Source organism: Janthinobacterium sp. FW305-129 (assembly GCF_020858115.1).
GTDB lineage: Bacteria > Pseudomonadota > Gammaproteobacteria > Burkholderiales > Burkholderiaceae_D > Janthinobacterium.
Map to the genome: position 1 here is coordinate 108,056 of NZ_JACYMM010000006.1, position 22,162 is coordinate 130,217.

General features: G+C 63.8%; 13 protein-coding genes. 6 read left to right on the forward strand and 7 right to left on the reverse strand.

Annotation, left to right across the window (positions count from 1 at the left end; all coding sequences use genetic code 11):
* Window positions 1–52: 52 nt before the first annotated feature.
* Window positions 53–541: a DUF2938 domain-containing protein gene (locus IGS61_RS13645; protein ID WP_230540082.1), complete on the forward strand. Its 489-nt coding sequence runs from the start codon at window positions 53–55 to the stop codon at window positions 539–541.
* A gap of 10 nt (window positions 542–551) precedes the next feature.
* On the opposite strand, the gene IGS61_RS13650 is transcribed toward IGS61_RS13645, so the two are convergent.
* Window positions 552–2,999, reverse strand: a complete 2,448-nt coding sequence (locus tag IGS61_RS13650; protein WP_230540083.1) for a DUF3772 domain-containing protein — start codon at window positions 2,997–2,999, stop codon at window positions 552–554.
* A gap of 268 nt (window positions 3,000–3,267) precedes the next feature.
* Between IGS61_RS13650 and IGS61_RS13660 the strand changes: the two genes are divergently transcribed.
* A complete protein-coding gene (locus IGS61_RS13660; protein ID WP_329958056.1) occupies window positions 3,268–4,947 on the forward strand; it encodes a methyl-accepting chemotaxis protein in 1,680 nt (559 codons plus the stop codon).
* 109 nt (window positions 4,948–5,056) lie between these two features.
* On the opposite strand, the gene IGS61_RS13665 is transcribed toward IGS61_RS13660, so the two are convergent.
* The 3 genes from IGS61_RS13665 to msuE all read right to left on the reverse strand — a co-directional run bounded on the left by IGS61_RS13665 (window position 5,057) and on the right by msuE (window position 7,741).
* Window positions 5,057–6,085, reverse strand: coding sequence for a methionine synthase (locus IGS61_RS13665; RefSeq protein ID WP_230540084.1), 1,029 nt, complete (start codon window positions 6,083–6,085; stop codon window positions 5,057–5,059).
* 23 nt (window positions 6,086–6,108) lie between these two features.
* Window positions 6,109–7,089, reverse strand: a complete 981-nt coding sequence (locus IGS61_RS13670) for a DUF1852 domain-containing protein (protein WP_230540085.1) — start codon at window positions 7,087–7,089, stop codon at window positions 6,109–6,111.
* A 70-nt stretch (window positions 7,090–7,159) separates the two neighbouring features.
* Window positions 7,160–7,741: an FMN reductase gene (gene msuE, locus IGS61_RS13675; protein ID WP_230540086.1), complete on the reverse strand. Its 582-nt coding sequence runs from the start codon at window positions 7,739–7,741 to the stop codon at window positions 7,160–7,162.
* 129 nt (window positions 7,742–7,870) lie between these two features.
* Here msuE and IGS61_RS13680 point away from each other — a divergent pair, with 129 nt between their 5' ends.
* Window positions 7,871–8,776, forward strand: a complete 906-nt coding sequence (locus IGS61_RS13680; protein ID WP_230540087.1) for a LysR family transcriptional regulator — start codon at window positions 7,871–7,873, stop codon at window positions 8,774–8,776.
* Between the two features lie 27 nt (window positions 8,777–8,803).
* Here IGS61_RS13680 and IGS61_RS13685 read toward each other — a convergent pair whose 3' ends face one another.
* Both IGS61_RS13685 and glmS read right to left on the reverse strand, forming a co-directional pair.
* Window positions 8,804–9,922, reverse strand: coding sequence for a serine hydrolase domain-containing protein (locus IGS61_RS13685; protein ID WP_230540088.1), 1,119 nt, complete (start codon window positions 9,920–9,922; stop codon window positions 8,804–8,806).
* Between the two features lie 150 nt (window positions 9,923–10,072).
* Window positions 10,073–11,902, reverse strand: a complete 1,830-nt coding sequence (gene glmS, locus IGS61_RS13690) for a glutamine--fructose-6-phosphate transaminase (isomerizing) (RefSeq protein ID WP_230540089.1) — start codon at window positions 11,900–11,902, stop codon at window positions 10,073–10,075.
* A gap of 161 nt (window positions 11,903–12,063) precedes the next feature.
* On the opposite strand from glmS, the gene IGS61_RS13695 reads away from it, so the two are divergent.
* On the forward strand, window positions 12,064–12,537 hold the full coding sequence (locus tag IGS61_RS13695) for an Lrp/AsnC family transcriptional regulator (protein WP_230540090.1): 474 nt from the start codon (window positions 12,064–12,066) through the stop codon (window positions 12,535–12,537).
* A gap of 315 nt (window positions 12,538–12,852) precedes the next feature.
* On the opposite strand, the gene IGS61_RS13700 is transcribed toward IGS61_RS13695, so the two are convergent.
* Window positions 12,853–13,551 carry a response regulator transcription factor gene (locus IGS61_RS13700; protein WP_230540091.1) on the reverse strand — a complete coding sequence of 233 codons (699 nt, stop codon included), beginning with the start codon at window positions 13,549–13,551 and terminating at the stop codon, window positions 12,853–12,855.
* A gap of 80 nt (window positions 13,552–13,631) precedes the next feature.
* On the opposite strand from IGS61_RS13700, the gene IGS61_RS13705 reads away from it, so the two are divergent.
* Both IGS61_RS13705 and IGS61_RS13710 read left to right on the forward strand, forming a co-directional pair.
* The gene (locus IGS61_RS13705; RefSeq protein ID WP_230540092.1) at window positions 13,632–15,638 is read left to right on the forward strand and encodes a sensor histidine kinase; all 2,007 of its coding nucleotides are present in this window, start codon (window positions 13,632–13,634) and stop codon (window positions 15,636–15,638) included.
* A gap of 347 nt (window positions 15,639–15,985) precedes the next feature.
* Entirely contained in the window at window positions 15,986–22,135 is a 6,150-nt protein-coding gene (locus IGS61_RS13710) for a YDG domain-containing protein (protein WP_230540093.1), read from the forward strand.
* Window positions 22,136–22,162: the final 27 nt, after the last annotated feature.

The window sequence follows — 22,162 nt, forward strand, 5'->3', positions numbered from 1 at the left end:
TAGCACCCTTATAACATTCAAGCAATCAATTGAATGTTATAAGGGAGACACGATGCAAATACTCTGGCTCGATGCGCTGGCGATCGGCGTGGGCGCGACGGCGGTGATGGATGTGTGGGCGGTGGCATTAAAACGTTTCTGGTGCATACCCTCGCTGAACTTTGCCATGGTGGGACGCTGGCTCGGCCATCTGCCGCGCGGCACTTTGCGCCACGTCAACATCGCCCAGGCGGCACCCGTGCGCGATGAAGCGATCCTGGGCTGGACGGCCCATTACGTCATCGGCGTGCTGTTTGCGGCCATGCTGCTGGCGCTGGTGGGACAGGACTGGGTGCAAGGGCCGACGTTCGCGCCGGCCCTGCTGGCGGGCCTCGTGAGCGTGGCCGCGCCGTTCTGCATCTTGCAGCCGGGCATGGGCGCCGGCCTGGCCGCCAGCAAGACGCCGCATCCGAACGCCGCCCGCCTGCGCAGCCTGATGGCCCACACGGCGTTCGGCATCGGCCTGTACCTGGCGGCGCTGCTGTGGTCGACCGTGCGCTGACTTGTGCCGATTAGCTCGTCAACGGCGGCACGGGGGCGGGCGCCGGGGCCGGTGCAGCGGCCACCGCCGGGATCAGCGACGCCTCTGGCTGCGCCGGCACGGTGCTCAGCACCATGGTGCTGGGCTTGGCAATCGCGATATGCGCCTCGTCCAGGCGCTTGAGCAGCTCGAACAGCAGGGCGCTGCGGATGCCCGACGTCAGGCGCGGCGACGAGGCATAGCCGGTGGCGTTGAACAGCAACAAGCCATTGTCGATACCGTCGAGCTGCACGTTGGGCGCCGGCGTGTCGAGCACGTCGGGATTGTCGACAAATGCGGACAGGATCAGCGCGCGCGCCGCCTGCGCATCCGTGCCCAGCGGCAGCGGCAGCTTGACTTGCACCAGACCCAGCGGATTGGCCAGGGTGACGTTGCGCACCGTCTTGGTGATGAATTCCGAGTTCGGCACGATCACCGTGGAACGGTCGCCCAACTGGATTTCCGTGGCGCGCACATTGATGCGGCGAATGTCGCCCTCCACGCCGCCCAGGGACACCCAGTCGCCCACTTTCACAGGACGCTCGGCCAATAGAATCAGGCCGGAAACGAAGTTCTGCACCACGGCCTGCAAGCCGAAACCGATACCCACCGACAAGGCCGACGCCACCCACGCGATGCGTTCCAGGCCGATGCCGGCCGCCGACAGGGCCAGCGCCACGGCCAGCACGCCGCCGATATAGCCGAACAGGGTGATGAACGACACTTGCATGCCGGAATCGAGATTGGTAGTCGGCAAATAACTGTTTTGCAGCCAGCGCTTGAACAGGCCCAGCGCCACGAAGCCGACGACCAGCACCAGCAGGGCCTGGATCAGGGCGGACGGGCGGATCGCCACCTCGCCGATGGCCAGGCCATCCTGCAGCTTGCCGACGCGCTGGAACAGCTCGCCCGGCCCTTCACCGAACGGCGCCAGCAGCAGCATCAGGGCCAGCAGCACGACGATGGCACGGCCGATGCCCGACAGCAACACGGCCGCCTGGTCGCGCGCCTTGGGCGTGGCCAGCACGGGGTTGACGGCGTCCGGCGGCGGCGGCGTGGAGGCCAGCAGCATGCAGATATCGTCGACCAGCACCGTCAGCAGATAGGTGCTGCCCACCACCACGATGACCCAGGCGATTTGCTTGGCAACAAAACTGCCGAAGGCCACATAGCCGACCAGCAAGCTGATGACGCTCGACGCCAGCGCCAGCCACAGCAGCACAGTGACGCAGCGCAGCCAGAACGGCGTGAGCAGGGTGGCGGGGTCGGCCTCGCGCAACAGGCGCCAGCAGCGCTCGGCGCGCATCAAGCCATAGGCGATGGTCGTGCTCATCACGAGGGCGACGATGCAATTGACGGCCACGGCCGTCGACAGCCCCGCATTGATGACGATGGTGACGCGCTCCGTCGCCCACACGAGCACGACGATAAAGGAAAACATCGACGGAAAATGGCGCAAGCGGTGCGCCAGCGCGTCGGGCAGGGGCAGCAAACGCCACGACACGCGCCACGGCGACAGCAGCGCGTGACCGAGGCCCGCCGTGAAACCGGCAAAACAGATGATGCCGATCAAGCTGCTGAGGAAAGTCGACGTCTTTTCGGACAGGCCGCCTTCCCAGCGCAAGCCCATGGCCAGCAATTCCGCCACCAGCCCCGGCGTGGCCGCCGCCAGCACCAGCACGGCCAGCGCATGCAGCGAACGGCGCAAGCGGCCATGCGGCACGCGCGTGGCCGTGATCACCAGCAGATAGCGCGACGCCCAGATGCTGGCGCCGATCACGGCCACGATGCCGGCCAGCAAGCCGCCCCAGGCCGACCACGGCGTGGCGCTGGCCGCATTCGCCAATTCCAGCTCCAGCGCCCGCAGGCGCTGCAGATTCTGCGGCAATTCCGCATGCAGCTGTTTCCAGAACGAACCGGCCAAAATCGACGCCGTGCGCTCGCCCAGGCGCGCCTGCAACTGCGCGCGGCGCGCCGTCGACACCTGTTCCGACGCTTGCGTCGCTTCCACGGCCAACAGGCGCGCCAGTTTCACCTGCGCGTCGAGGGCGCTGCTGGTGCGGTCCAGCTGGCTGCGCTGCGCTGCCACGTCGGGGGCATCTTTCGTGCCCGCCGCCGGCTTGCCCAGCTCGGCCAGCCGCGCCTGCACGCTCGACAGCGTGGGCGTGAGCGCCTCGGCCACCTTGTCCGCCTCGGCGCTGGCCGCCAGCGCATCGGCGCGCATCTGCGACAGGGTCGCGTCATCGAGCTCGGCCTCGCCATCGAGCGCCTTCTGGATGGCCGTGATCTGCTTGCGCAAGCCGTCGAGGCGCTGGTCGGCCGTGGCGGCATCGTCGACGGGCTGCGACCAGGCGGGCGGCGCAGCCAGCGAGCACGCCAGCAGCAGGGTCAATAGCAGCGGCAGCAGGAAGGGGAAACAACGGAGACGGAAAGAAGTCATGCGGACCTATGGCTGAAAATGAGAAAAACGGCCGGATTGGCAGCGGCGCCGGTCATGGCGTGCGGCCCGGCGGGTGCCTGCCAATATAGCGGAAAACACGCGCAAGCCGCAGGATAAGCGGAACTGGCGTGTGCCACGGGGAGAAACTAGGCATATTGCCCTATGGAAATATCGAACAAAAAGGTCTAGGATCGTCGTCCGCTTGGCGGCGCGGCAGCCATCTGCACGCCGCCGACCTTTTTACCATTCCCTCCGTATCGAGACAGCCATGAAGTTTTTATCCCACCTGACCATCGGCACACGCCTTGCCGTGGGCTTTGGCGCCATCGGCGCCATGCTGATCATCATCTCTTGCCTGGGCATTGCCATGCTGGGCAAGATCAACCAGGGCACCGGCCATATCGTGCATGACAGCATGCCGAAGATCGCGCTCGCCAACAGCGTGTCGGCCAACATCAACGACATCGCCATTGCCCTGCGCAACATGATGCTCAGCGCCGATCCGGCCGACCAGCGCAAGCAGACCGACGCCATCCTGGCCGCGCGCCAGGCGGCGGCCGGCAATCTCGGCAAGCTCGCCAGCATGCTCGATTCCGAGCGCGAACGGGCCTTGCTGGCGAAGATGAACGACGCCAACACCCGCTACGCGCAGGGGCAGGAGGTGCTGCTGGAACTGATCAAGAGCGGTACGCCGGACGACAGCAGCGCCTACCTGTACGGCCAGCTGCGCCCCGTCTTGCTCGTCTACAAGCAGTTGATTGCCGAACAAATCAGCTTGCAAAACACCCTGGCCAACACGGCGGGCGACAACGCCAACACCACCTACGCCAACACGCGCACCTTGCTGATCGGCATGTCGCTGGCGGCCTTGGCCATCGCGGCGGCCTTGGCGTATGGCATCACGCGCTCGATCACCGGTCCCGTCGCCACGGCGCTGCAGGTGGCCAACACGGTGGCCGCGGGCGATTTGCGCAGCCGGATCACCGTGCAGTCGAGAGATGAAATGGGGCAACTGTTGCAAGCGCTCAAGCGCATGAACGACAACCTGGCGCACACGGTGGGCACGGTGCGTGCCGGCACGGAAACGATCGCCTCGGCCTCGTCCGAAGTGGCGGCGGGCAGCCTGGACCTGTCTGCGCGCACGGAGCAGCAAGCCAGTTCGCTGGAAGAGACGGCCTCGTCCATGGAAGAGCTGACCTCGACCGTCAAGCAGAATGCCGACAATGCGCGCCAGGCGCACGTGCTGGCCGACACGGCCTCCGGCGTGGCGCAGCGCGGCGGCGCCGTCATCGCGCAAGTGGTGGCGACGATGCGCCAAATCGACGCCGCGTCAAACAAGATTGCCGACATCATCGGCGTCATCGACGGCATCGCCTTCCAGACCAACATTCTGGCCTTGAACGCGGCCGTGGAAGCGGCCCGCGCGGGCGAGCAGGGCCGCGGCTTTGCCGTGGTGGCCACGGAAGTGCGCAGCCTGGCACACCGCTCGGCGGCGGCGGCCAAGGAAATCAAGACCCTGATCGACGACTCGACCCAAAGCGTGGCGGCCGGCAGCGAGCTCGTACACCAGGCCGGCAGCACCATGCACGACCTGGTCGACAGCGTGCGCCGCGTTACCGACATCATGGAAGAGATCACCTCGGCCAGCGCGGAACAGACGGCCGGCATCGAGCAAATCAACCAGGCCATCAGCGAGATGGACAACGTCACCCAGCAAAACGCGGCCCTGGTGGAAGAATCGGCCGCCGCCGCGGCCGCCATGCAGGAGCAGGCGGCTACTCTGGCGCAGGTGGTGAGCGCCTTCAAGCTGGAAGCCGGCGCGTCGGCAAGCAAGCCGGCAATCGCCGCGACAACCGTACCGCGCCAGCAAGCCGTCACCCTGCGCGTGCCGGCCGCCAAAAAAGCTGCACCGGCAGCAACGGCGTCATCCGACTGGGAAGAGTTCTAAGACAGCAACGCCACAAGCGCCTCTCAGCGCCTGTGGCGTCATGCAGCATCGGCTGCTTCCTGTGACACGACTTGATTCATGTCAAACAATTAAATTTGACACGGCGCGGCTAGGCCGAGATTTCTCTGCGGATGATCTCCGCGCCGGCACTGAGCGCTTGCAATTTGCCTCTTGCCACGCCACGCGACAAGGGCGCCATGCCGCAGTTGGTGCTCGGGTAAAGCTTGTCGGCATCGACAAAGCGCAGTGCCTTGCGCAGGGTGTTGGCCACTTCTTCCGGCGTTTCAATGGTATTGCTTGCCACGTCGATGGCCCCGACCATCACTTTTTTGCCGCGTATGAGTTCAATCAGGTCGATGGGCACGCGCGAGTTGTGGCATTCCAGCGAGATGATGTCGATATTCGATTGCTGCAGCTTGGGGAACGATTCCTCATATTGACGCCATTCGGACCCCAGCGTATTTTTCCAGTCCGTATTGGCCTTGATGCCGTAACCATAGCAAATATGCACGGCCGTTTCGCATTTGAGTCCTTCGATCGCCCGCTCCAGGGTGGCGATGCCCCAATCGTTCACTTCATCGAAGAAGACATTGAAGGCGGGTTCGTCAAACTGGATGATGTCGACGCCGGCCGCCTCCAGTTCCCGCGCTTCCTGATTGAGGATCCTGGCAAATTCCCAGGCCAGTTTTTCGCGGCTTTTATAGTGGCTGTCATACAGCGTATCGATCATCGTCATCGGACCTGGCAGCGCCCATTTGATCGGCTGCGTGGTTTGCTGGCGTAAAAATCTGGCGTCGTCCACAAACACCGGCTTCGGGCGGCTTACGGCGCCAACGACGGTCGGCACGCTCGCATCGTAGCGGTCACGAATGCGGACGGTCTCGCGTTTGTCAAAATCGACGCCGCTCAGATGCTCGATGAACGTGGTGACAAAGTGCTGGCGGGTCTGCTCGCCGTCACTGACGATATCGATGCCTGCCTGCTGCTGTTCCTGCAGCGACAAACGCAAGGCATCCTGTTTTCCCTCAATCAATTCCTCGTCCTGTAATTTCCAGGGCGACCAGAGTTTTTCAGGCTGCGCCAGCCAGGAAGGTTTGGGCAGGCTGCCGGCAGTTGAAGTAGGTAACAATTTTTTCATGATGGTGATTTCGTGTATTGTGATTAATCAACGAGCGTGGCGGCAGCCCATTGTTCAAGAATATGCTTGTAGGGCTTGATGAAGTGCTCTTCCGTATATTTGCCCTGCTTGACAGCCAGCTGGCTGCGCTCTTCCCGGTCATAGACAATTTGCGTCAGTGAATAATCCTGATTCTTCAGGCTGGGCTGATAGCATTTCCCCGCCGCGGCATTGGCGTTGTAAATCTCGGGCCGATAAATCTTCTGGAATGTTTCCATCGTGCTGATGGTGGCGATCAGCTCCAGATTGCTGTAGTCAGCCAGCAGGTCGCCGATAAAGTAAAACGCCAGCGGGGCGGCACTGTCTGGCGGCATGAAATAGCGCACTTGCATGCCCATTTTTTCGAAATATTCATCCGTCGAGGAGAACTCATTTTGCTGATACTCGACGCCCAGGATGGGGTGCTGATTTTCCGTCCGCTGATAGGTCTTGCTGCTCGATGCGCTGAGACAGATAACCGGCAGCTTCTTGAAATGCTGCTTGTAAGTAGTTGATCCGACAAAGTGCTTGAACAGCTTGCCATGAAAATCGCCGAAGTTCTCTGGCGTGCTGAAGGTGGATTTATTATTGTTGTGTTCTGGCAGCAGCACGCTGAAGTCGTAATCGCGCACGTAAGAGGAGAAGTTATTCCCCGCGATGCCATCGATGCGTTGTCCGGTTTTTTTATCGATGATATTCGGCTTCAATATCTCGATCAGCGGGATGTTGCCGCCTTTGACATCGATATTCAACTCGACGGAAATGATTTCGAGCTCGACAGAATAACGGTCTGCCTTCGGGTTGTCCCAATGCGCCAGGCTGTTGAAGCGGCTGTCGATCATTTTCAGGGTGTTGCGCAAGTTCTCCTGGCGGCTCTTTCCCCTGGCCAGATTGGCAAAGTTGGTCGTCAGGCGCGTATTGTCCGATGGATGATAGTTTTCATCGAAAACAATGCTCTTGATGCTGAATACAAAATCGTTGCTCATGGTGATCTGCTGTCCTGATTTCTGCGAAAAGGTGAATGGGTTGATTGCCTGGCGACTGTGGCCATGCGTCTCAGGCGGCGGCCAGCTCTTGCGTCGTGGCCGGTCTCGCATGGCGCGTCAATCCGATCAAGGGCAAGGCCCGTTGCACCGCCAGTGCGGCCCGCTGGAGCAGGGCCTCGTCCTGCAGGCGGTAGTCGAGGAAATCCTTGTCGGTCGCGTAGACGCCCAGCGGCAAGGTGCGTGCCTGGAAGAAACTGAACAGCGGCCGCAACTGGTGGTCGATCATCAGGGCATGGCGCTCGCTGCCGCCGGTGGCCGCCAGCAGGACGGGCTTGTCGATCAAGGCGTCCTGATGAATGAAGTCGAAGAAATGCTTGAACAGCCCCGTGTACGAGCCGCGATAGACCGGTGTGGTCACCACCACGATGTCGGCTTGCTCGACGGCCGCAAGTTCCCGCTCCACCGTCTCGGGCAGCTGCGAGCGCCAGACGGCGCCGGCCAGCTGCGGCGCCAGCTGGCCCAGTTCGACCAGGCGTTGCTCGCACAGCACTTCGTCCGCGATCAGGTCCATCAGGTGCTCGGCCAGGGCTGCCGCCTTGGACGGGCGTTGCAGGCCGCCGGAGACGGCGACTAAACGCAGTGGACGTGTCATGTTTGCTTTCATAGGGAGTGATGCGCGAAGGCCTGGTAAATGCCGGCAACAGGAAAGTGGATGATAGCGGGAGGAATCGATGAAGTATAATGGTCATATTTCATACATCCATGAATATGGCTCATTCCAATGCTTGAACGCATCCACCTCAGCATCGTCCAGCAGGTCGAAAAACAGGGGTCGTTGACGGCCGCCGCAGGCGTGCTGCACCTGACCCAGTCGGCCCTGAGCCACAGCATGAAGAAGCTGGAACAGCAGCTGGGCACCGACGTCTGGCTGCGCGAAGGGAGAAATTTGCGCCTGACGCAGGCCGGCCAGTACCTGCTGGCGGTGGCGAACCGGGTGCTGCCGCAGCTGGACCTGGCCGAAGAGCGCCTGGGCCAGTTTGCGCAGGGCGAGCGCGGCGCGCTGCGCATCGGCATGGAATGCCACCCTTGCTACCAGTGGCTGCTCAAGATCGTGTCCCCGTATCTGACCGCATGGCCCGACGTGGATGTGGACGTCAAGCAGAAGTTCCAGTTCGGCGGCATCGGCGCGCTGTTCGGCTACGAGATCGACCTGCTGGTCACGCCTGATCCCCTATACAAGCCGGGGCTGACCTTCGAACCCGTGTTCGACTATGAACAGGTGCTCGTCGTGGCCAAGGGCCACGCCCTCGCTTCGGCGGCCCATGTGCAGCCGCAGCAACTGACCCGGGAAGTGCTCATCAGCTACCCCGTGGACATCGAGCGCCTGGATATTTACAATCAATTCCTCTTGCCGGCCGGTGTCACGCCGAAGCGCCACAAAGCCATCGAAACGACCGACATCATGCTGCAGATGGTGGCCAGCGGCCGCGGCGTGGCCGCCCTGCCGCGCTGGCTGGTCGAGGAATATGCGGCCAAGATGGACGTGGTGCCGGTGCGCCTGGGCGCGCGCGGCATCGCCAAGCAGATCTTCCTGGGCGCACGCGAGACGGACACCGCCATCGACTACGTGCGCGCCTTCATCGCACTGGCGCGCCAGCCGGCCATTGCGATTGCGCAAGGAAGCTAAGCACGCACACCTGTTCGCTGAGGCCGGCTACCGCGGGCCTTCCATGGCTTCCACGGTGTCGAAAATATGCGCCAGCGCGCTTTCCATGGCGCCGGCCGTAGCGTCGCCGCTCTGGTTGGTGATGATGAAGACGCCAAGCTGATATTTGGGAACGACGTAGGCGTAGCTTTGCGCACGCGGCACGCCGCCATGGTGCACATAATGCGTGCCCAGCTGGCGATTGCTGCCGATGTTCCAGAAATAAGCAATGCTGAAGTCGTCCTGAAAACGGACCAGCGGCTGGTGCGATTCAACGACGGCGGGATGGGCGCTCAATTGCAGGCGCAGGTATTTCGCCATGTCCGGCATGGTCGACTTCAGGTTGCCCGCCGCCCCCCAGGGCAGTTGCGGCATCGGCGTGGTGACGACGGGATTGTCGCTGTGGTAGCCCGGTGCCAGCCGGCCCGCATCCTTGGCGGTGATGCTCAGCCTGGTATCCTGCATGCCCGCTTCGCGCGCGAGCCATTGCGTGAGCAGGACTTCATAGGGCATGCCGTAGATTGTTTCGAGCGTGTGCGCAACGAGTTCCGTACCGGCGCTGGAATAGGCGTAGTCCTTGCCGAGCGGCCCCTTGATGCTAACCGTGTGCAAGTCCTGCCAGAATTGCCGTTGTCCGTAGTTGGCGTAGGCGGCATTGAGCTTTGCCGGCGTGGCGTGTGCCGTGAAATCCTGCAAGACGGTGTTCACCTGCAATGGCAGCATGCCCGGCATATTGCTCGTGTGCGTGATCAAATGGCGCAAGCGAATGGGCTGCCCCTGCGACTGCAGGTTCGGGTAGGCGGCCGGCAGGTAGGTTTGTATGGGATCGTCGAGCGCGGCCTTGCCATCGAGCACGGCGTTCGCCAGCAGCAGGCCAGCAAACGTTTTGCTGACCGAACCGATTTCATACAGCGTCGTATCGTCCGGCGGATTGGCTTTGCCGGTCTCCAGCTCGCCCTGATGCAGCATGAATTGCTTGCCGCGATACACGACGGCAATCGAGGTCGCGTGCAGCAATGGCGACTGCAGCAGGGTGGTCGCGGTCTGGCGCATGGCCGCAGGAATGTCGTGCGCAGGTGCCGTGGCTGCGGGCTTGCAAGCTGCCAGCACGAGTGTCATTCCAGTCATGATTGCGGCGAGTTTGTTCATCATGCACACCATCGAAGGGGGAGGGGCATTCTCGCACAATGGGTACAGCGGTGCCTGATAAAAGACAACGCCACCCGGAGGTGGCGTTGTCTTTTCATTCCTGCTGGCCCGGGGCGGCCCCCGCCCGGCTTACTCCACCGTCACCGACTTCGCCAGATTCCTCGGCTTGTCCACATCCGTGCCGCGCGCCAGGGCCGTGTGGTACGCCAGCAATTGCAGCGCGACCACGTGCAGGATCGGCGACAGATCGCCGTAGTGCTCGGGCAGGCGGATGACGTGCAGGCCTTCGCCGGAGCTGATGCGCGAGTCGACGTCGGCAAAGACGTACAGCTGGCCGCCGCGGGCGCGCACTTCCTGCATGTTCGATTTGAGCTTTTCGATCAGGGCGTCGTTCGGCGCGATGGTGACGACCGGCATTTCATTCGTCACCAGGGCCAGCGGGCCGTGTTTCAGTTCGCCGGCCGGATACGCTTCGGCGTGGATGTACGAGATTTCCTTCAGTTTCAAGGCGCCTTCCAGGGCGATCGGATAGTGCATGCCGCGGCCCAGGAAGAGGGCGTTTTCCTTGCGCGCGAACTCCTCGGACCAGGCGATGATCTGCGGTTCCAGCGCCAGCACGGACGCGATGGCGACGGGCAGGTGGCGCATGGCTTTCAGGTGCGCCGCTTCCTGCTCTTCCGTCAGGCGGCCGTTGACTTGCGCCAGGCACAGGGTCAGCAGGAACAGGCCCGCCAGCTGCGTCGTGAACGCCTTGGTCGACGCCACGCCCACTTCCACGCCGGCGCGCGTGATGTAGGCCAGCGCGCATTCGCGCACCATGGCGCTGGTGGCCACGTTGCAGATGGTCAGGGTGTGCTGCATGCCCAGGCTGCGCGCATGTTTCAGGGCGGCCAGGGTGTCGGCCGTCTCGCCGCTTTGCGAAATGGTCACCACCAGCGTGTTCGGGTGCGGCACGCTGTCGCGGTAGCGGTATTCGCTGGCCACTTCCACGCTGACGGGCACCTTGGCAATCGCTTCGATCCAGTACTTGGCCGTCATGCCCGCATACGAGCTGGTGCCGCAGGCCAGGATCAGCACGCGGTCGATCTGCTTGAAGATTTTATAGGCGCCGTCGCCGAACAGTTCCGGCATGATGGCCGTCACGCCTTCGAGCGTGTCGCCGATGGCGCGCGGCTGCTCAAAAATTTCCTTCTGCATGTAGTGGCGGTACGGGCCCAGCTCGGCCGCGCCCGTATGCGCGTGCACGGTTTTGACTTCGCGCTCGACCGGCTTGCCATCGACGTCGACGATCCAGCAGCGCGACAGTTGCAGGTCGACCACGTCGCCTTCTTCCAGGTAGATGATCTGGTCGGTCGTGCCGGCCAGCGCCATGGCGTCGGACGCGACGAAGTTTTCACCATTGCCCAGGCCGACGATCAGGGGCGAGCCCTGGCGCGCGGCCACCACGCGGTGCGGTTCGTCGCGGCAGAAGACGGCGATCGCGTACGCGCCGTCGAGGCGTTTCACGGCCTGCTGCACGGTTTCAAATAGATCGCCGTTGTACATGTGCTCGACCAGGTGGGCGATCACTTCCGTATCCGTCTGGCTCTGGAAGACGTAACCCAAGGCCGTCAGTTCGGCGCGCAGTTCGTCGTGGTTTTCGATGATGCCGTTGTGCACCAGCGCCACGCGGGCATTTTCTTCCGTTGGGGAAAAGTGCGGGTGCGCATTGAAGGAAACAGGGGCGCCATGCGTGGCCCAGCGCGTGTGGGCGATGCCCGTAAAACCGCTCAAGCCTTCTTCGGCGATCTGCTTTTCCAGCTCGGCCACGCGCGAGGTGGAGCGCGAACGCTGCAGCCGGCCATCCGCGTGCAGGGCGATGCCGCAGGAATCGTAGCCGCGGTATTCCAGGCGCTTCAAGCCTTCGAGCAGGATGGGAGTGATATTACGCTGCGCTACCGCGCCGACGATGCCGCACATGGAAACCTCTGTCTAAAATTTAATCAATGCAAGCATGCTAATGCAGAGTGCGTGAAATATGCTTTCTAAATCTGTATGTTTTTGACTAAATATTTCATGACCATTTTACGATGAAATATTATTTCATTTAAACTCAATATATTTCCCAATTCATCAAAATCATGAGCGAACACAATATTGCCCTCGACGAAATCGATCGTCGCATCCTGAACGCATTGCAACTTGATGCATCGCAAACCAACAGCGAGCTGGCACAAGCGGTGCACGTCTCGGCGCCCACCTGTTTGCGCAGGGTCAAGCATTTAAGGGAAAGCGGCGTCATCGAACGGCAAGTGGCCATCGTCGCGCCGCAACTGGTGGGCGCGCGCCTGACGGCCATCGTGGAAATCACGCTCGACGTGCAGGCGGCGGAACGCATGGCGGAATTCGAGCAGCTCGTGGCGGACGAGCCCGCCGTGCTGCAGTGCTACCGCGTCTCGCCCGGGCCCGACTTCGTGCTGATGGTGCAAGTGGCCGACATGCCCGCCTACCACGCACTGGCGCACCGCCTGTTTGCCGCGCACGCGAATGTGCGCAACGTGAAAAGCTATTTTTCCACGTTCCGCAGCAAGTTCGAGACCCGTATCGCCGTTTGATTTCCTTGGCCTCATTTGTCCACGGCTTGCCCACCGCTTGCCCACAGACTTATACGGCGCTTTTCCACCGCTTATGCCGCACTTGCCCACAGGCTTATGCACAAGCGTGACGCGGGCAAGCCATGGCAGCAGAGCAAGGGATGCGCGGGGAAGCAGTGCCAGGCGGCCCGCGACGGCGCCGCACCAGCATGGAAAAAGTGCACAAGCTACTGCCAGGTCAACTTGTACACCGGCTGCGCACAGCTTGCCAACAAGTTAGCAGCCCACTTATCGACAGGCTTATCCACAGCCATTGTGCGATGGCAGGCGGCATACTCAGGGGCGCACTTCGGCGTCGGCATAGAAGCGGTAGCCCGCGTTGCGGGCGGTATTGATGGGCAAGGCCAGGCCCGCGGCCTGTTCGGCCTTGCGGCGCAAGCGGCTGATCTGGGTGTCCAGGCGGCGCTGGTCGTAGCTGAGAAAATCCTCGCCCAGCGATTGCACGATCTGCTGGCGGCTGACGATGCGCTCCGGCTCGGCCATCAGCACGTGCAGCACGGTGACGTCCTGTTGCGACAGCGCAATGGCGCCGCAGCCGGGCGGCAACAGGCGGCGCGGTCCCAGTTCCAGCACCCAGGCCGTGGCGGGCGGCGGCGCGTCGGCAGGCGGCGCGCCGAGGCGCCGTGCCAGCGCGCCCAGGGTGGCGGCCAGCTCGTCCAGGTCGGCGCTCTTGGGCAGGTAGTAATCGGCACCACCGCCCAGTCCGTTGACCTTGTCCTGCGTGGCCCCGCGCGCCGTAAACACGACGATGCCGATGGGATGCCCCTGCGCGCGCAAGGCGCGCACCAGCACCATGCCTTCGCCATCGGGCAAGCCGAGGTCGATGATGGCAATGCGGTGCAGTGCCGGCGTGTAGCAGGCATGGAAGGCGGCCAGGTCGGCCACGGCGCTGACGCGGTAGCCGCAATCGCCGAGAAACTCCGTCAGCTCGTGGCGCAGCACGGCTTCGTCTTCAAGCAGGATGAGGTTCAACATGGCGCAAGGATAACCGATCGCCGTAGGGCCGGGAAGTTGTCTTTTTGACTGCCACGATGGCCGTGGTAAGCTCCTGCGCCATGAAAATCCTGCTCGCCATTTGCCTGTTGCTCACCGCCTTGCTCTGCCGGACTGCGGCAGCGGCACCCGTCCCCGCGCCGCTGCTGCTGCCTGCCAGCGGGCAGCCTGTGTCCGCCAGCGGCCACCTGCGGATGCTGCGCGACGCCACCGGCCGGCTGGGGCCCGATGCGGCATTGGCGGCCCCCGGCTGGCGCACCTTGCCCGGCGCCGTCAGCGCCGGCTACACGCAGGACGCCGTCTGGCTGCGCCTGGACGTGACGCGCGCGGCAGCCTCCCCCGACGAATGGGTCCTGCGTTTCAGCAACGCCGTGCTCGACGATGTGCGGCTGTACCGCTGGGATGCGGCAGGCCACTGGAGCGTGCAGGAGGCGGGCGCCGACGTGGCGCGCGGCAACTGGCCCATCGATGCGCGCCAGGTGGTGTTTCCGCTGCGCCTGCAAGCCGATACGCCGCAGCGCTGGCTGGTGCGCCTGCACAGCAAAAAGGCCATGTCCACCGAACTGACCTTGTTGCCCAGCGCCAGCTTCGACGACGTTTCGCGCCGCGAATACCTGTATTACGGCTTGCAGTTCGGCAGTTATTTGCTATTGATCCTGTTCCACATCTTTTTCTGGCGCATGACGCGCGAAGCGCACAGCGGCTGGTATCTGCTGTACGTGCTGACGAATGCCACGACGGAAGCGCTGACGATCGCCATTCCCCAGCAAATTTTCGCCATGCCGAACTGGCTGTCCGATCCCATGCTGGGCGTGTCGATGGCGATGTCCATCGCCGTCGGTGCCCGTTTTTCCACTTTGCAACTGGAACTGCCCGCCCTGTTTCCCCGTTTCAGCCGCGCCGTGGTGGGCGTGACGGCCGCTGCCGCGCTGTGCGGTGCACTGCTGGTGCTGCGCGGCAACTATGCCGCTGGCGTACTCGTCGTGCAAATGACGGCCTTGCCCTTGATCGTGCTGTTCATCACCCTGGCCAGCTGGCTGGCGCTGCGCGGGCATCGTCCGGCGCACGCCTTCCTGTTTATCTTCGGCATCTTTTACGCGGGCGTGGTGATCAGCTTCCTGCGCAACATGGCGATCGTGCCGCCGAATTTCTGGACCAACCATGCGGCCACCCTGGGCGCCTTCGTGCACATGATGCTGATGAGTTTGCGCCTCAACCGCCGTTACGCCGAATTGCGCCGCGCCAAGGACCGGGCGCAGGCCGAGGCCGTCAGCGCCGTGCGCGCCCTGAATGAGCGCCTGGAAGAGCAGGTGGCGCTGCGCACGGCAGCATTGCGGCAGGAAATCGGCCGGCGCGCCGCGCTCGAAGGCGAATTGCGCGCCGCGCTGGAAGTGGAAACCCGCACGCGCGAAGAGCAGCAGGATTTCGTTGCCATGGTGTCGCATGAATTCCACACGCCACTGGCCATCATCAATACCACGGCCCAGCAAATTGCCCGCAACACAGAGGCGCCGCGGGAAAAGACCCTGCAGCGCTGCCAGAATCTGCGTGAAGCCAGCGGCCGCATGACGGCGCTGGTGGATGAATACCTGAGCGCCGACCGCATGGAAACGAGCGCGGCGACCTTCCGGCCCCTGCCATGCGACTTGCGCGCGCTGCTGACGGCCGTGCTGGCCGAGTGGCCGCCCGGCCGCGTCGATGCCAGCGTGCAGGCGCTGCCCGACAGCATCGTGGCCGATGCCAGCCTGCTGCGCGTGGCCCTGCGCAACCTGCTCAGCAATGCCGACCGGCACGCGCCGCAGACCCAGGCGATCCGCATGCAGGCCGCCACGCTGGGGGACGGCCGCGTGCAGATCGTCGTCAGCAACGAGGGCGAGCCGCTGCCCGCCGATGAAATCCCGCGCCTGTTCCAGAAATACTTCCGTGGCCGCATCGCCCAGCACAAGCCTGGCGCCGGACTGGGCCTGTACCTGGTGCAGCGCATCGCCGAACTGCACGGCGGCCAGGTCACGCTGGCCAGCGCCGGCGCCAACGGCACCATCAGTTTCGCCCTGCACCTGCCCGCCTGATCGCTCCCGCATTCCCGACTGAAACAGTCGGGAATCGCTCAGGTTTGCTCAATTTCAAACGCTTCCATTCTGCTATATTTCCCGTCGGAAATCTTTGTAGCTTTTTATAACAAGAATGTTTAAAAAAGCAACAAAATAGATGCCTTCGGGGAAGCGCACGCCTTTCCTGTCGGCCATCGGCGCCAACACCTACCGCACAGGAAAAACATGCATCGCTCTTCATTCTTCATCCGCAGTCTTGGCCACGCCTGTTCCCGGCCGCATTCCTGAGCGATTTTCATCCCCATTCTGCCCACGCCAGCCTGGCGCTGGAGCATACCTTTTTCACATCAACAAGGATCGACCCTATGCATCGTCATGGATCATTGAATCACGTCTACCGCCTCGTCTGGAGCCACGTCCTGAACGCCTGGGTCGCCGTCGCGGAAACCTCGCGCGGACGCGGCAAGGGCAGCCGCCGCAAACTGGCCGCAGCGGCGGCCGCCATGACGGCGCTGGCGCTGGGAGGACCGGCGCTGGCCACTCCCACGGGCGGGCAGGTGGTGGCAGGCACGGCCAGCATCAGCCAGCAGGGCAACAGCACCACGATCAGGCAATCGAGCCAGCAGGCGGCGCTGAACTGGAACAGTTTTAACGTGGGCGCCAACGAAAGCGTCACCTTCGTTCAGCCTTCGGCCAGCGCGCTGGCCGTCAACCGCATCTTCGACAGCAACGGCACGCAAATCCTCGGAAGGCTCAACGCGAATGGCCAGGTATACCTGATCAACCCGAACGGCGTGCTGTTCGGCCGCGGCGCGCAAGTCAATGTGGGCGGCCTGGTGGCTTCGACGCTCGACGTCGACAACGCCAGCCTGGGCGGCTCGAAGCATGCCTTCGCCGGCAAGGGCAGCGGCAGCGTCATCAACGAAGGCACGCTGCGCGCGGCCGACGGCGGCTATGTCGCCTTGCTGGGCAACAAGGTCGGCAACCAGGGCGCCATCTCGGCCCGTCTGGGCACGGTCGCGCTGGGTGCCGGCAGCGCCGCTACCCTGAGCTTTGACGGTGCGCGCCTGCTGCAACTGCGCATCGAGCAAAGCACCCTGAACAACCTGGCCGAGAACGGCGGCCTGATCCGCGCCGATAGCGGCCAGGTGCTGATGAGCGCTGGCGCCCGCGACTCGCTGCTGGCCAGCGTCGTCAACAACACGGGCGTCATCGAGGCGCGCAGCGTGGAACAGCGCGATGGCAGCATCGTCTTGCTCGGCGGCATGAGCGCCGGCACCACCCATGTGGCCGGCACCCTGGACGCCAGCGCCCCGAACGGCGGCAATGGCGGCTTCATCGAAACGAGCGCCGCCCACGTGAAGGTCGCCAACGACGTTCGCATCAGCACGGCCGCCGCTCAGGGCCGCGCCGGCACCTGGCTGATCGACCCGGTCGACTTCACCATCGCCGCCAGCGGCGGCGACATCAGCGGCGCCGCCCTGTCGGCCAACCTGCGCAATGGCAATGTGGTGATCCAGAGCACGCAAGGCAGCGCCGGCACGGCCGGCGACGTGCACGTCAACGACAAGGTGAACTGGTCGGCCAACCGGCTGACCCTGAACGCCCAGCGCAACATCAATATCAACGCCACCCTGAACGGTTCCGGCACAGCCAGCCTGGCGCTGGAATATGGCCAGGCCGCCGCCGCCGCCGGCAATACGGCCGTGTATCAGCTGGGCAGCGGCGCGCAGGTGCATCTGCCCGCCGGGCAAAATTTCAGCACCACATTGGGCGCGGACGGCGTGCGCACCGACTATACGGTCATCACCGCCCTGGGCGCTTACCGCAGCGTCACGGGCACCGACTTGCAAGGCATTAATGGCAAGCTGAACGGCAATTTTGTGCTCGGTGCCGACATCGACGCCTCGGCCACCGCCTCGGCCGCCTGGAACCCCGTTTGGTGGGATGCGGGCTTCATGCCGCTGGGCAGGGATACGGGCTTCAGCGGCATCTTCGACGGCCTCGGTCATTCCATCAATCAGCTCAGCATGATGTCGGGTTCCGGCGGCGGCAGCGGCTTGTTTTCCATCACCACCAAGGATGCCCTGATCCAGAACGTGGGTTTGAATGGCGGCCACATCAAGACCCATTATTACGCGGGCGGCCTGGTGGGCGACAACAAGGGCACGATCAGGAATAGCTATGCGGCGCTCGATGTCACCGCCGATGGCTTCATCAGCGGCGGCCTGGTGGCGCGCAACAGCGGCAGCATCATCAACAGCTACGCCTCGGGCGCCGTCAGCGGCAACTCCCTGAGCGGGGGCTTGGCCGGCATCAACCTGGGAACGATCAGCAACAGCTATGCCACGGGCAGCGTGGCGGGCAAGAGCGACATTGGCGGCCTGATTGGCACCAACTCGGGATCGGTCGATACCAGTTTCGCCACGGGGCGCCTGCTCATCGCCGACGGCGGCAGCAACTTCGGCGGTTTGATCGGCAGCAATGGTGCACCGCAAAAAATCATCAACAGTTTCTGGTCCATCGACGGCACGGGCCAGGCCACCTCCAAGGGCGGCACCGGGCTGACGGACGCGCAGATGCGCACGGCCAGCAGTTTCACGGGCTTTAACTTCACCACCACGCCTGGCGCGCCGGGCAACAACTGGGTGCTGGTCAACGTGGACGGCGGCTTGAATAATGCCGGCGGCGCGGCGGGCGCCACATATCCGATGCTGGCGTCCGAATATGCGACGACGATCCACAATGCGCACCAGTTGCAATTGATGGCCATGGCGCCGGGCGCCGCGTATGTGCTGGGCGCGAATATCGACGCCAGCGGCACGGCGGGCGGCAAGGGCGTCTGGGGCGAGACCGGCTTCATTCCCGTCGGCACGCGCGACAACGCATTCACGGGTAGCCTGGATGGCCAGGGCCATACCATCAGCGGCCTGTATATCGACCTGCCTGATACCAGGAATGTCGGACTGATCGGCTACTCGGAGGCAGGTTCCGTCATCCGCCATGTCGGCATGCTCGGCGGCAGCATCAAAGGAGAGGACAGTGTTGGCGGCCTGGTAGGGTCGAATGGCGGCCTGGTCAGCGATAGCTACGCCACCGGGACGGTCAGCGGCGACGACTATGTTGGCGGTCTGGTAGGGGAGAATGGCGGTCGGGTTACCGATAGCTACGCCACCGGGACGGTCAGCGGTGACGACAGCATCGGCGGCCTGATGGGCCTGAACTACAAGGGCACCGTCAATGACAGCCACGCCAGCGGCAATGTCAGCGGCAGCGGCAGGATCGGCGGCCTGATCGGTGAAATTGACCATGGCACCGTCAGCGGCAGCTACGCCAGCGGGACGGTCGTCGGCGTGGATAACCGCGTGGGTGGCCTGGTGGGCGATAACTACAAAGGCACCATCACTGGCAGTTATGCCACCGGTAACGCCAGCGGATTTCGCAATGTAGGCGGCCTGGTCGGAAGCAATACTGGCGACGATGGCATCAGCGCCACGGTGCGCGGCAGTTACGCCACAGGCAACGCCACCGCCGTCAAGGACAATGCGGGCGGCCTGGTCGGCTACAACCTGGAAGGCAGCATTGCCGACAGCTACGCTACTGGCGTGGCCAGTGGCGACTATGACGTCGGTGGCTTGCTCGGTTTTAACAGCAACCCGGGTGACAGCGTGAGCAACAGCTACGCAACGGGCGCCGTGCACGGCAATGCGACGACCGGCGCCTTGGTCGGCAACAACTTCGGCATCGTGCGCGACAGCTTCTGGCGCGGCGCGGCCACAGCGCCTGGCATCGCTGGAAATGAAGGCACACTGAGCAATGTGCGCGGCCTGAGCGATGCAGAGCTGCGCTCGCCATCGAGCTTCGCCGGCTGGGACATGGCGTCCGCCGGCGGCAGCCATGCCGTCTGGCGCATCTATGAAGGCCAGACGGCGCCGCTGCTGCGCAGCTTCCTGACGGCCCTGACCGTCAACGCCGATGCCACGAGCAAGACCTACGATGGCAGGAACTACTCTGGCGGCCTGGTCAATGCCCGCTATTCGCTGGCCGGCGCCGCCGAATCCGGGAATATTCTCTACAGCAACAATGGCGTGTATGGCGCCATGCGCGATGCCGGCAGCTATCACGCCATAGACAGCTATCTGTATTCCGGCCAGCAAGGTTATGACATCGACCTGGTGGCAGGGGCGCTGACGATCAACCGGGCCGTCATTACTCTCGACGGCATGCGCACCTACGACGGCGGCAACGGCATGGCTGCGGGCCAGTTGACCATGTACGGGCTGGTCAACGGCGAAAGTCTGTTCCTGTTCGGGAATGGCAGCCTCGACAATAAAAACGTCGGTGTAGACAAGTACCTCAACAGCGCTAGCTTGATGCTGGCGGACGGCCAGGGTGGCCGGGCGGACAATTACACGCTGGAAGGTGGCCAGCACCGCGCCACCATCACCCGCGCCACCTTGTATGTGCAGGATGCGGGGGTGGCAAATAAAGTGTATGACGCCACCAACCAGGCCACCCTGACGGGCACGGCCAAGGTGCTGGCGCTGGGCGACGACCAGCTCAGCTTGACGGGCGGCAATGCGCATTTTGCCGACAAGCACGCCGGCACAGGGAAAACCGTCACCCTCGGCGGCTTCAGCCTGCAGGGCGCGGACGCGGCCAACTATGACCTCGTGCAGCCGGGCAACGTCACGGCCGATATCGCCAAGGCCAGCGTGATGGTGACGGGCGTGGGCGCGGCGAATAAAGTGTATGACGCGACGACGGGTGCCACCCTGACGGGCACGGCCAAGGTGCTGGCGCTGGGCGACGACGACTTGCGCGTGGCGGGCGGCACGGCAGCGTTTTCCGACAAGCATGCCGGCAACCGTAAAACCGTCACCCTCGGCGGCTTCAGCCTGCAGGGCGCGGACGCAGCCAACTATGCACTCGTGCAGCCGGGCACCGTCACGGCCGATATCGCCAAGGCCAGCGTGATGGTGACGGGCGTGGGCGCGGCGAATAAAGTCTACGACGCGACCAATCAAGCCACCCTGACGGGCACGGCCACGGTGCTGGCGCTGGGCGACGACGACTTGCGCGTGGCGGGCGGCAACGCCCACTTTGCCGACAAGCATGCCGGCAACCGTAAAACCGTCACCCTCGGCGGCTTCAGCCTGCAAGGCGCGGACGCGGCCAACTATGACCTCGTGCAGCCGGGCAACGTCACGGCCGATATCGCCAAGGCCAGCGTGGTGGTGACCGGCGTGGGCGCGGCCAACAAAGTCTACGACGCGACCAATCAAGCCACCCTGACGGGCACGGCCAAAGTACTGGCGCTGGGCGACGACCAGCTCGGCGTGACGGGCGGTAACGCAGCGTTTGCCGACAAGCACGCCGGCAACGGTAAAAAGGTCACTGTCAGCGGCTTCAGTTTGCAAGGCGCGGACGCGGCCAACTATGCACTCGTGCAACCAAGCAACGTCACGGCCGACATCGCCAAGGCCAGCGTGGTGGTGACCGGCGTGGGCGCGGCCAACAAAGTCTACGACGCGACCAATCAAGCCACCCTGACGGGCACGGCCAAAGTACTGGCGCTGGGCGACGACCAGCTCGGCGTGACGGGCGGTAACGCAGCGTTTGCCGACAAGCACGCCGGCAACGGTAAAAAGGTCACTGTCAGCGGCTTCAGTTTGCAAGGCGCTGACGCGGCCAACTATGACCTGGTGCAGCCAGGCAACGTCACGGCCGATATCGCCAAGGCCAGCGTGGTCGTCACCGGCGTGGGCGCGGCGAATAAAGTCTACGACGCGACAACCGCCGCCACTTTGACGGGCACGGCCAGGGTACAAGCGCTGGGCGACGACGACTTGCGCGTGGCGGGCGGCACGGCAGCGTTTGCCGACAAGCATGCCGGCAACCGTAAAACCGTGCTCGTCGGCGGCTACACCTTGCAGGGCGCGGACGCGGCCAACTATGACCTCATGCAGCCAGGCAATATCACGGCTGACATCGCCAAGGCCAGCTTGCTCTACACGGCCGCGCCCGTGACCTTGACGGGTGGCCGCACGCCCGATGGCTTGAGCGGCAAGGTCAGCGGCCTGCTGGGCAGCGACACCCTGGCGGATGCCACCAGCGGCATCCTGGCCTGGACCAGCCCGGCCACGGCCAGCAGCCCGGCCGGCAACTACGCCATCACCGCCAGCGGCCTGAGCTCGACCGACTATGCCTTCGTGCAAGCCGGGGGCAATGCCAGCGCGCTGACGTTGCAGTCGGCGACCCTGCCGCCGCCGGCCCAGGCAGCCGTGGTGCAATTGCAGGCGCAAGTGCTGGGCAGCTTTGCCGACACGCGTCCCGGCACCTTGGCCGCCGCGCCGACCATCACCATCACGCAGACGGATGCCCCGGCCGCCAATGCTGGCGCCAGCAATACCTTGCCGAACACCACCATGCAGATCGGCAGCCGCGGCCCGGCCCTGCAAGTCGTCCTGGGCGGCGTCAAGCTGCCCCCCAACATGCTTAACGTAAATCAATAACACCATGACTTATTCATCGATTCCGCG

Bases quoted from the DNA above. Each gene is read 5' to 3' on its own strand.
- IGS61_RS13645 (WP_230540082.1), top strand. From the start codon at position 53: ATGCAAATACTCTGGCTCGATGCGCTGGCGATCGGCGTGGGCGCGACG.
- IGS61_RS13650 (WP_230540083.1), bottom strand. From the start codon at position 2,999: ATGACTTCTTTCCGTCTCCGTTGTTTCCCCTTCCTGCTGCCGCTGCTA.
- IGS61_RS13660 (WP_329958056.1), top strand. From the start codon at position 3,268: ATGAAGTTTTTATCCCACCTGACCATCGGCACACGCCTTGCCGTGGGC.
- IGS61_RS13665 (WP_230540084.1), bottom strand. From the start codon at position 6,085: ATGAAAAAATTGTTACCTACTTCAACTGCCGGCAGCCTGCCCAAACCT.
- IGS61_RS13670 (WP_230540085.1), bottom strand. From the start codon at position 7,089: ATGAGCAACGATTTTGTATTCAGCATCAAGAGCATTGTTTTCGATGAA.
- msuE (WP_230540086.1), bottom strand. From the start codon at position 7,741: ATGACACGTCCACTGCGTTTAGTCGCCGTCTCCGGCGGCCTGCAACGC.
- IGS61_RS13680 (WP_230540087.1), top strand. From the start codon at position 7,871: ATGCTTGAACGCATCCACCTCAGCATCGTCCAGCAGGTCGAAAAACAG.
- IGS61_RS13685 (WP_230540088.1), bottom strand. From the start codon at position 9,922: ATGACTGGAATGACACTCGTGCTGGCAGCTTGCAAGCCCGCAGCCACG.
- glmS (WP_230540089.1), bottom strand. From the start codon at position 11,902: ATGTGCGGCATCGTCGGCGCGGTAGCGCAGCGTAATATCACTCCCATC.
- IGS61_RS13695 (WP_230540090.1), top strand. From the start codon at position 12,064: ATGAGCGAACACAATATTGCCCTCGACGAAATCGATCGTCGCATCCTG.
- IGS61_RS13700 (WP_230540091.1), bottom strand. From the start codon at position 13,551: ATGTTGAACCTCATCCTGCTTGAAGACGAAGCCGTGCTGCGCCACGAG.
- IGS61_RS13705 (WP_230540092.1), top strand. From the start codon at position 13,632: ATGAAAATCCTGCTCGCCATTTGCCTGTTGCTCACCGCCTTGCTCTGC.
- IGS61_RS13710 (WP_230540093.1), top strand. From the start codon at position 15,986: ATGCATCGTCATGGATCATTGAATCACGTCTACCGCCTCGTCTGGAGC.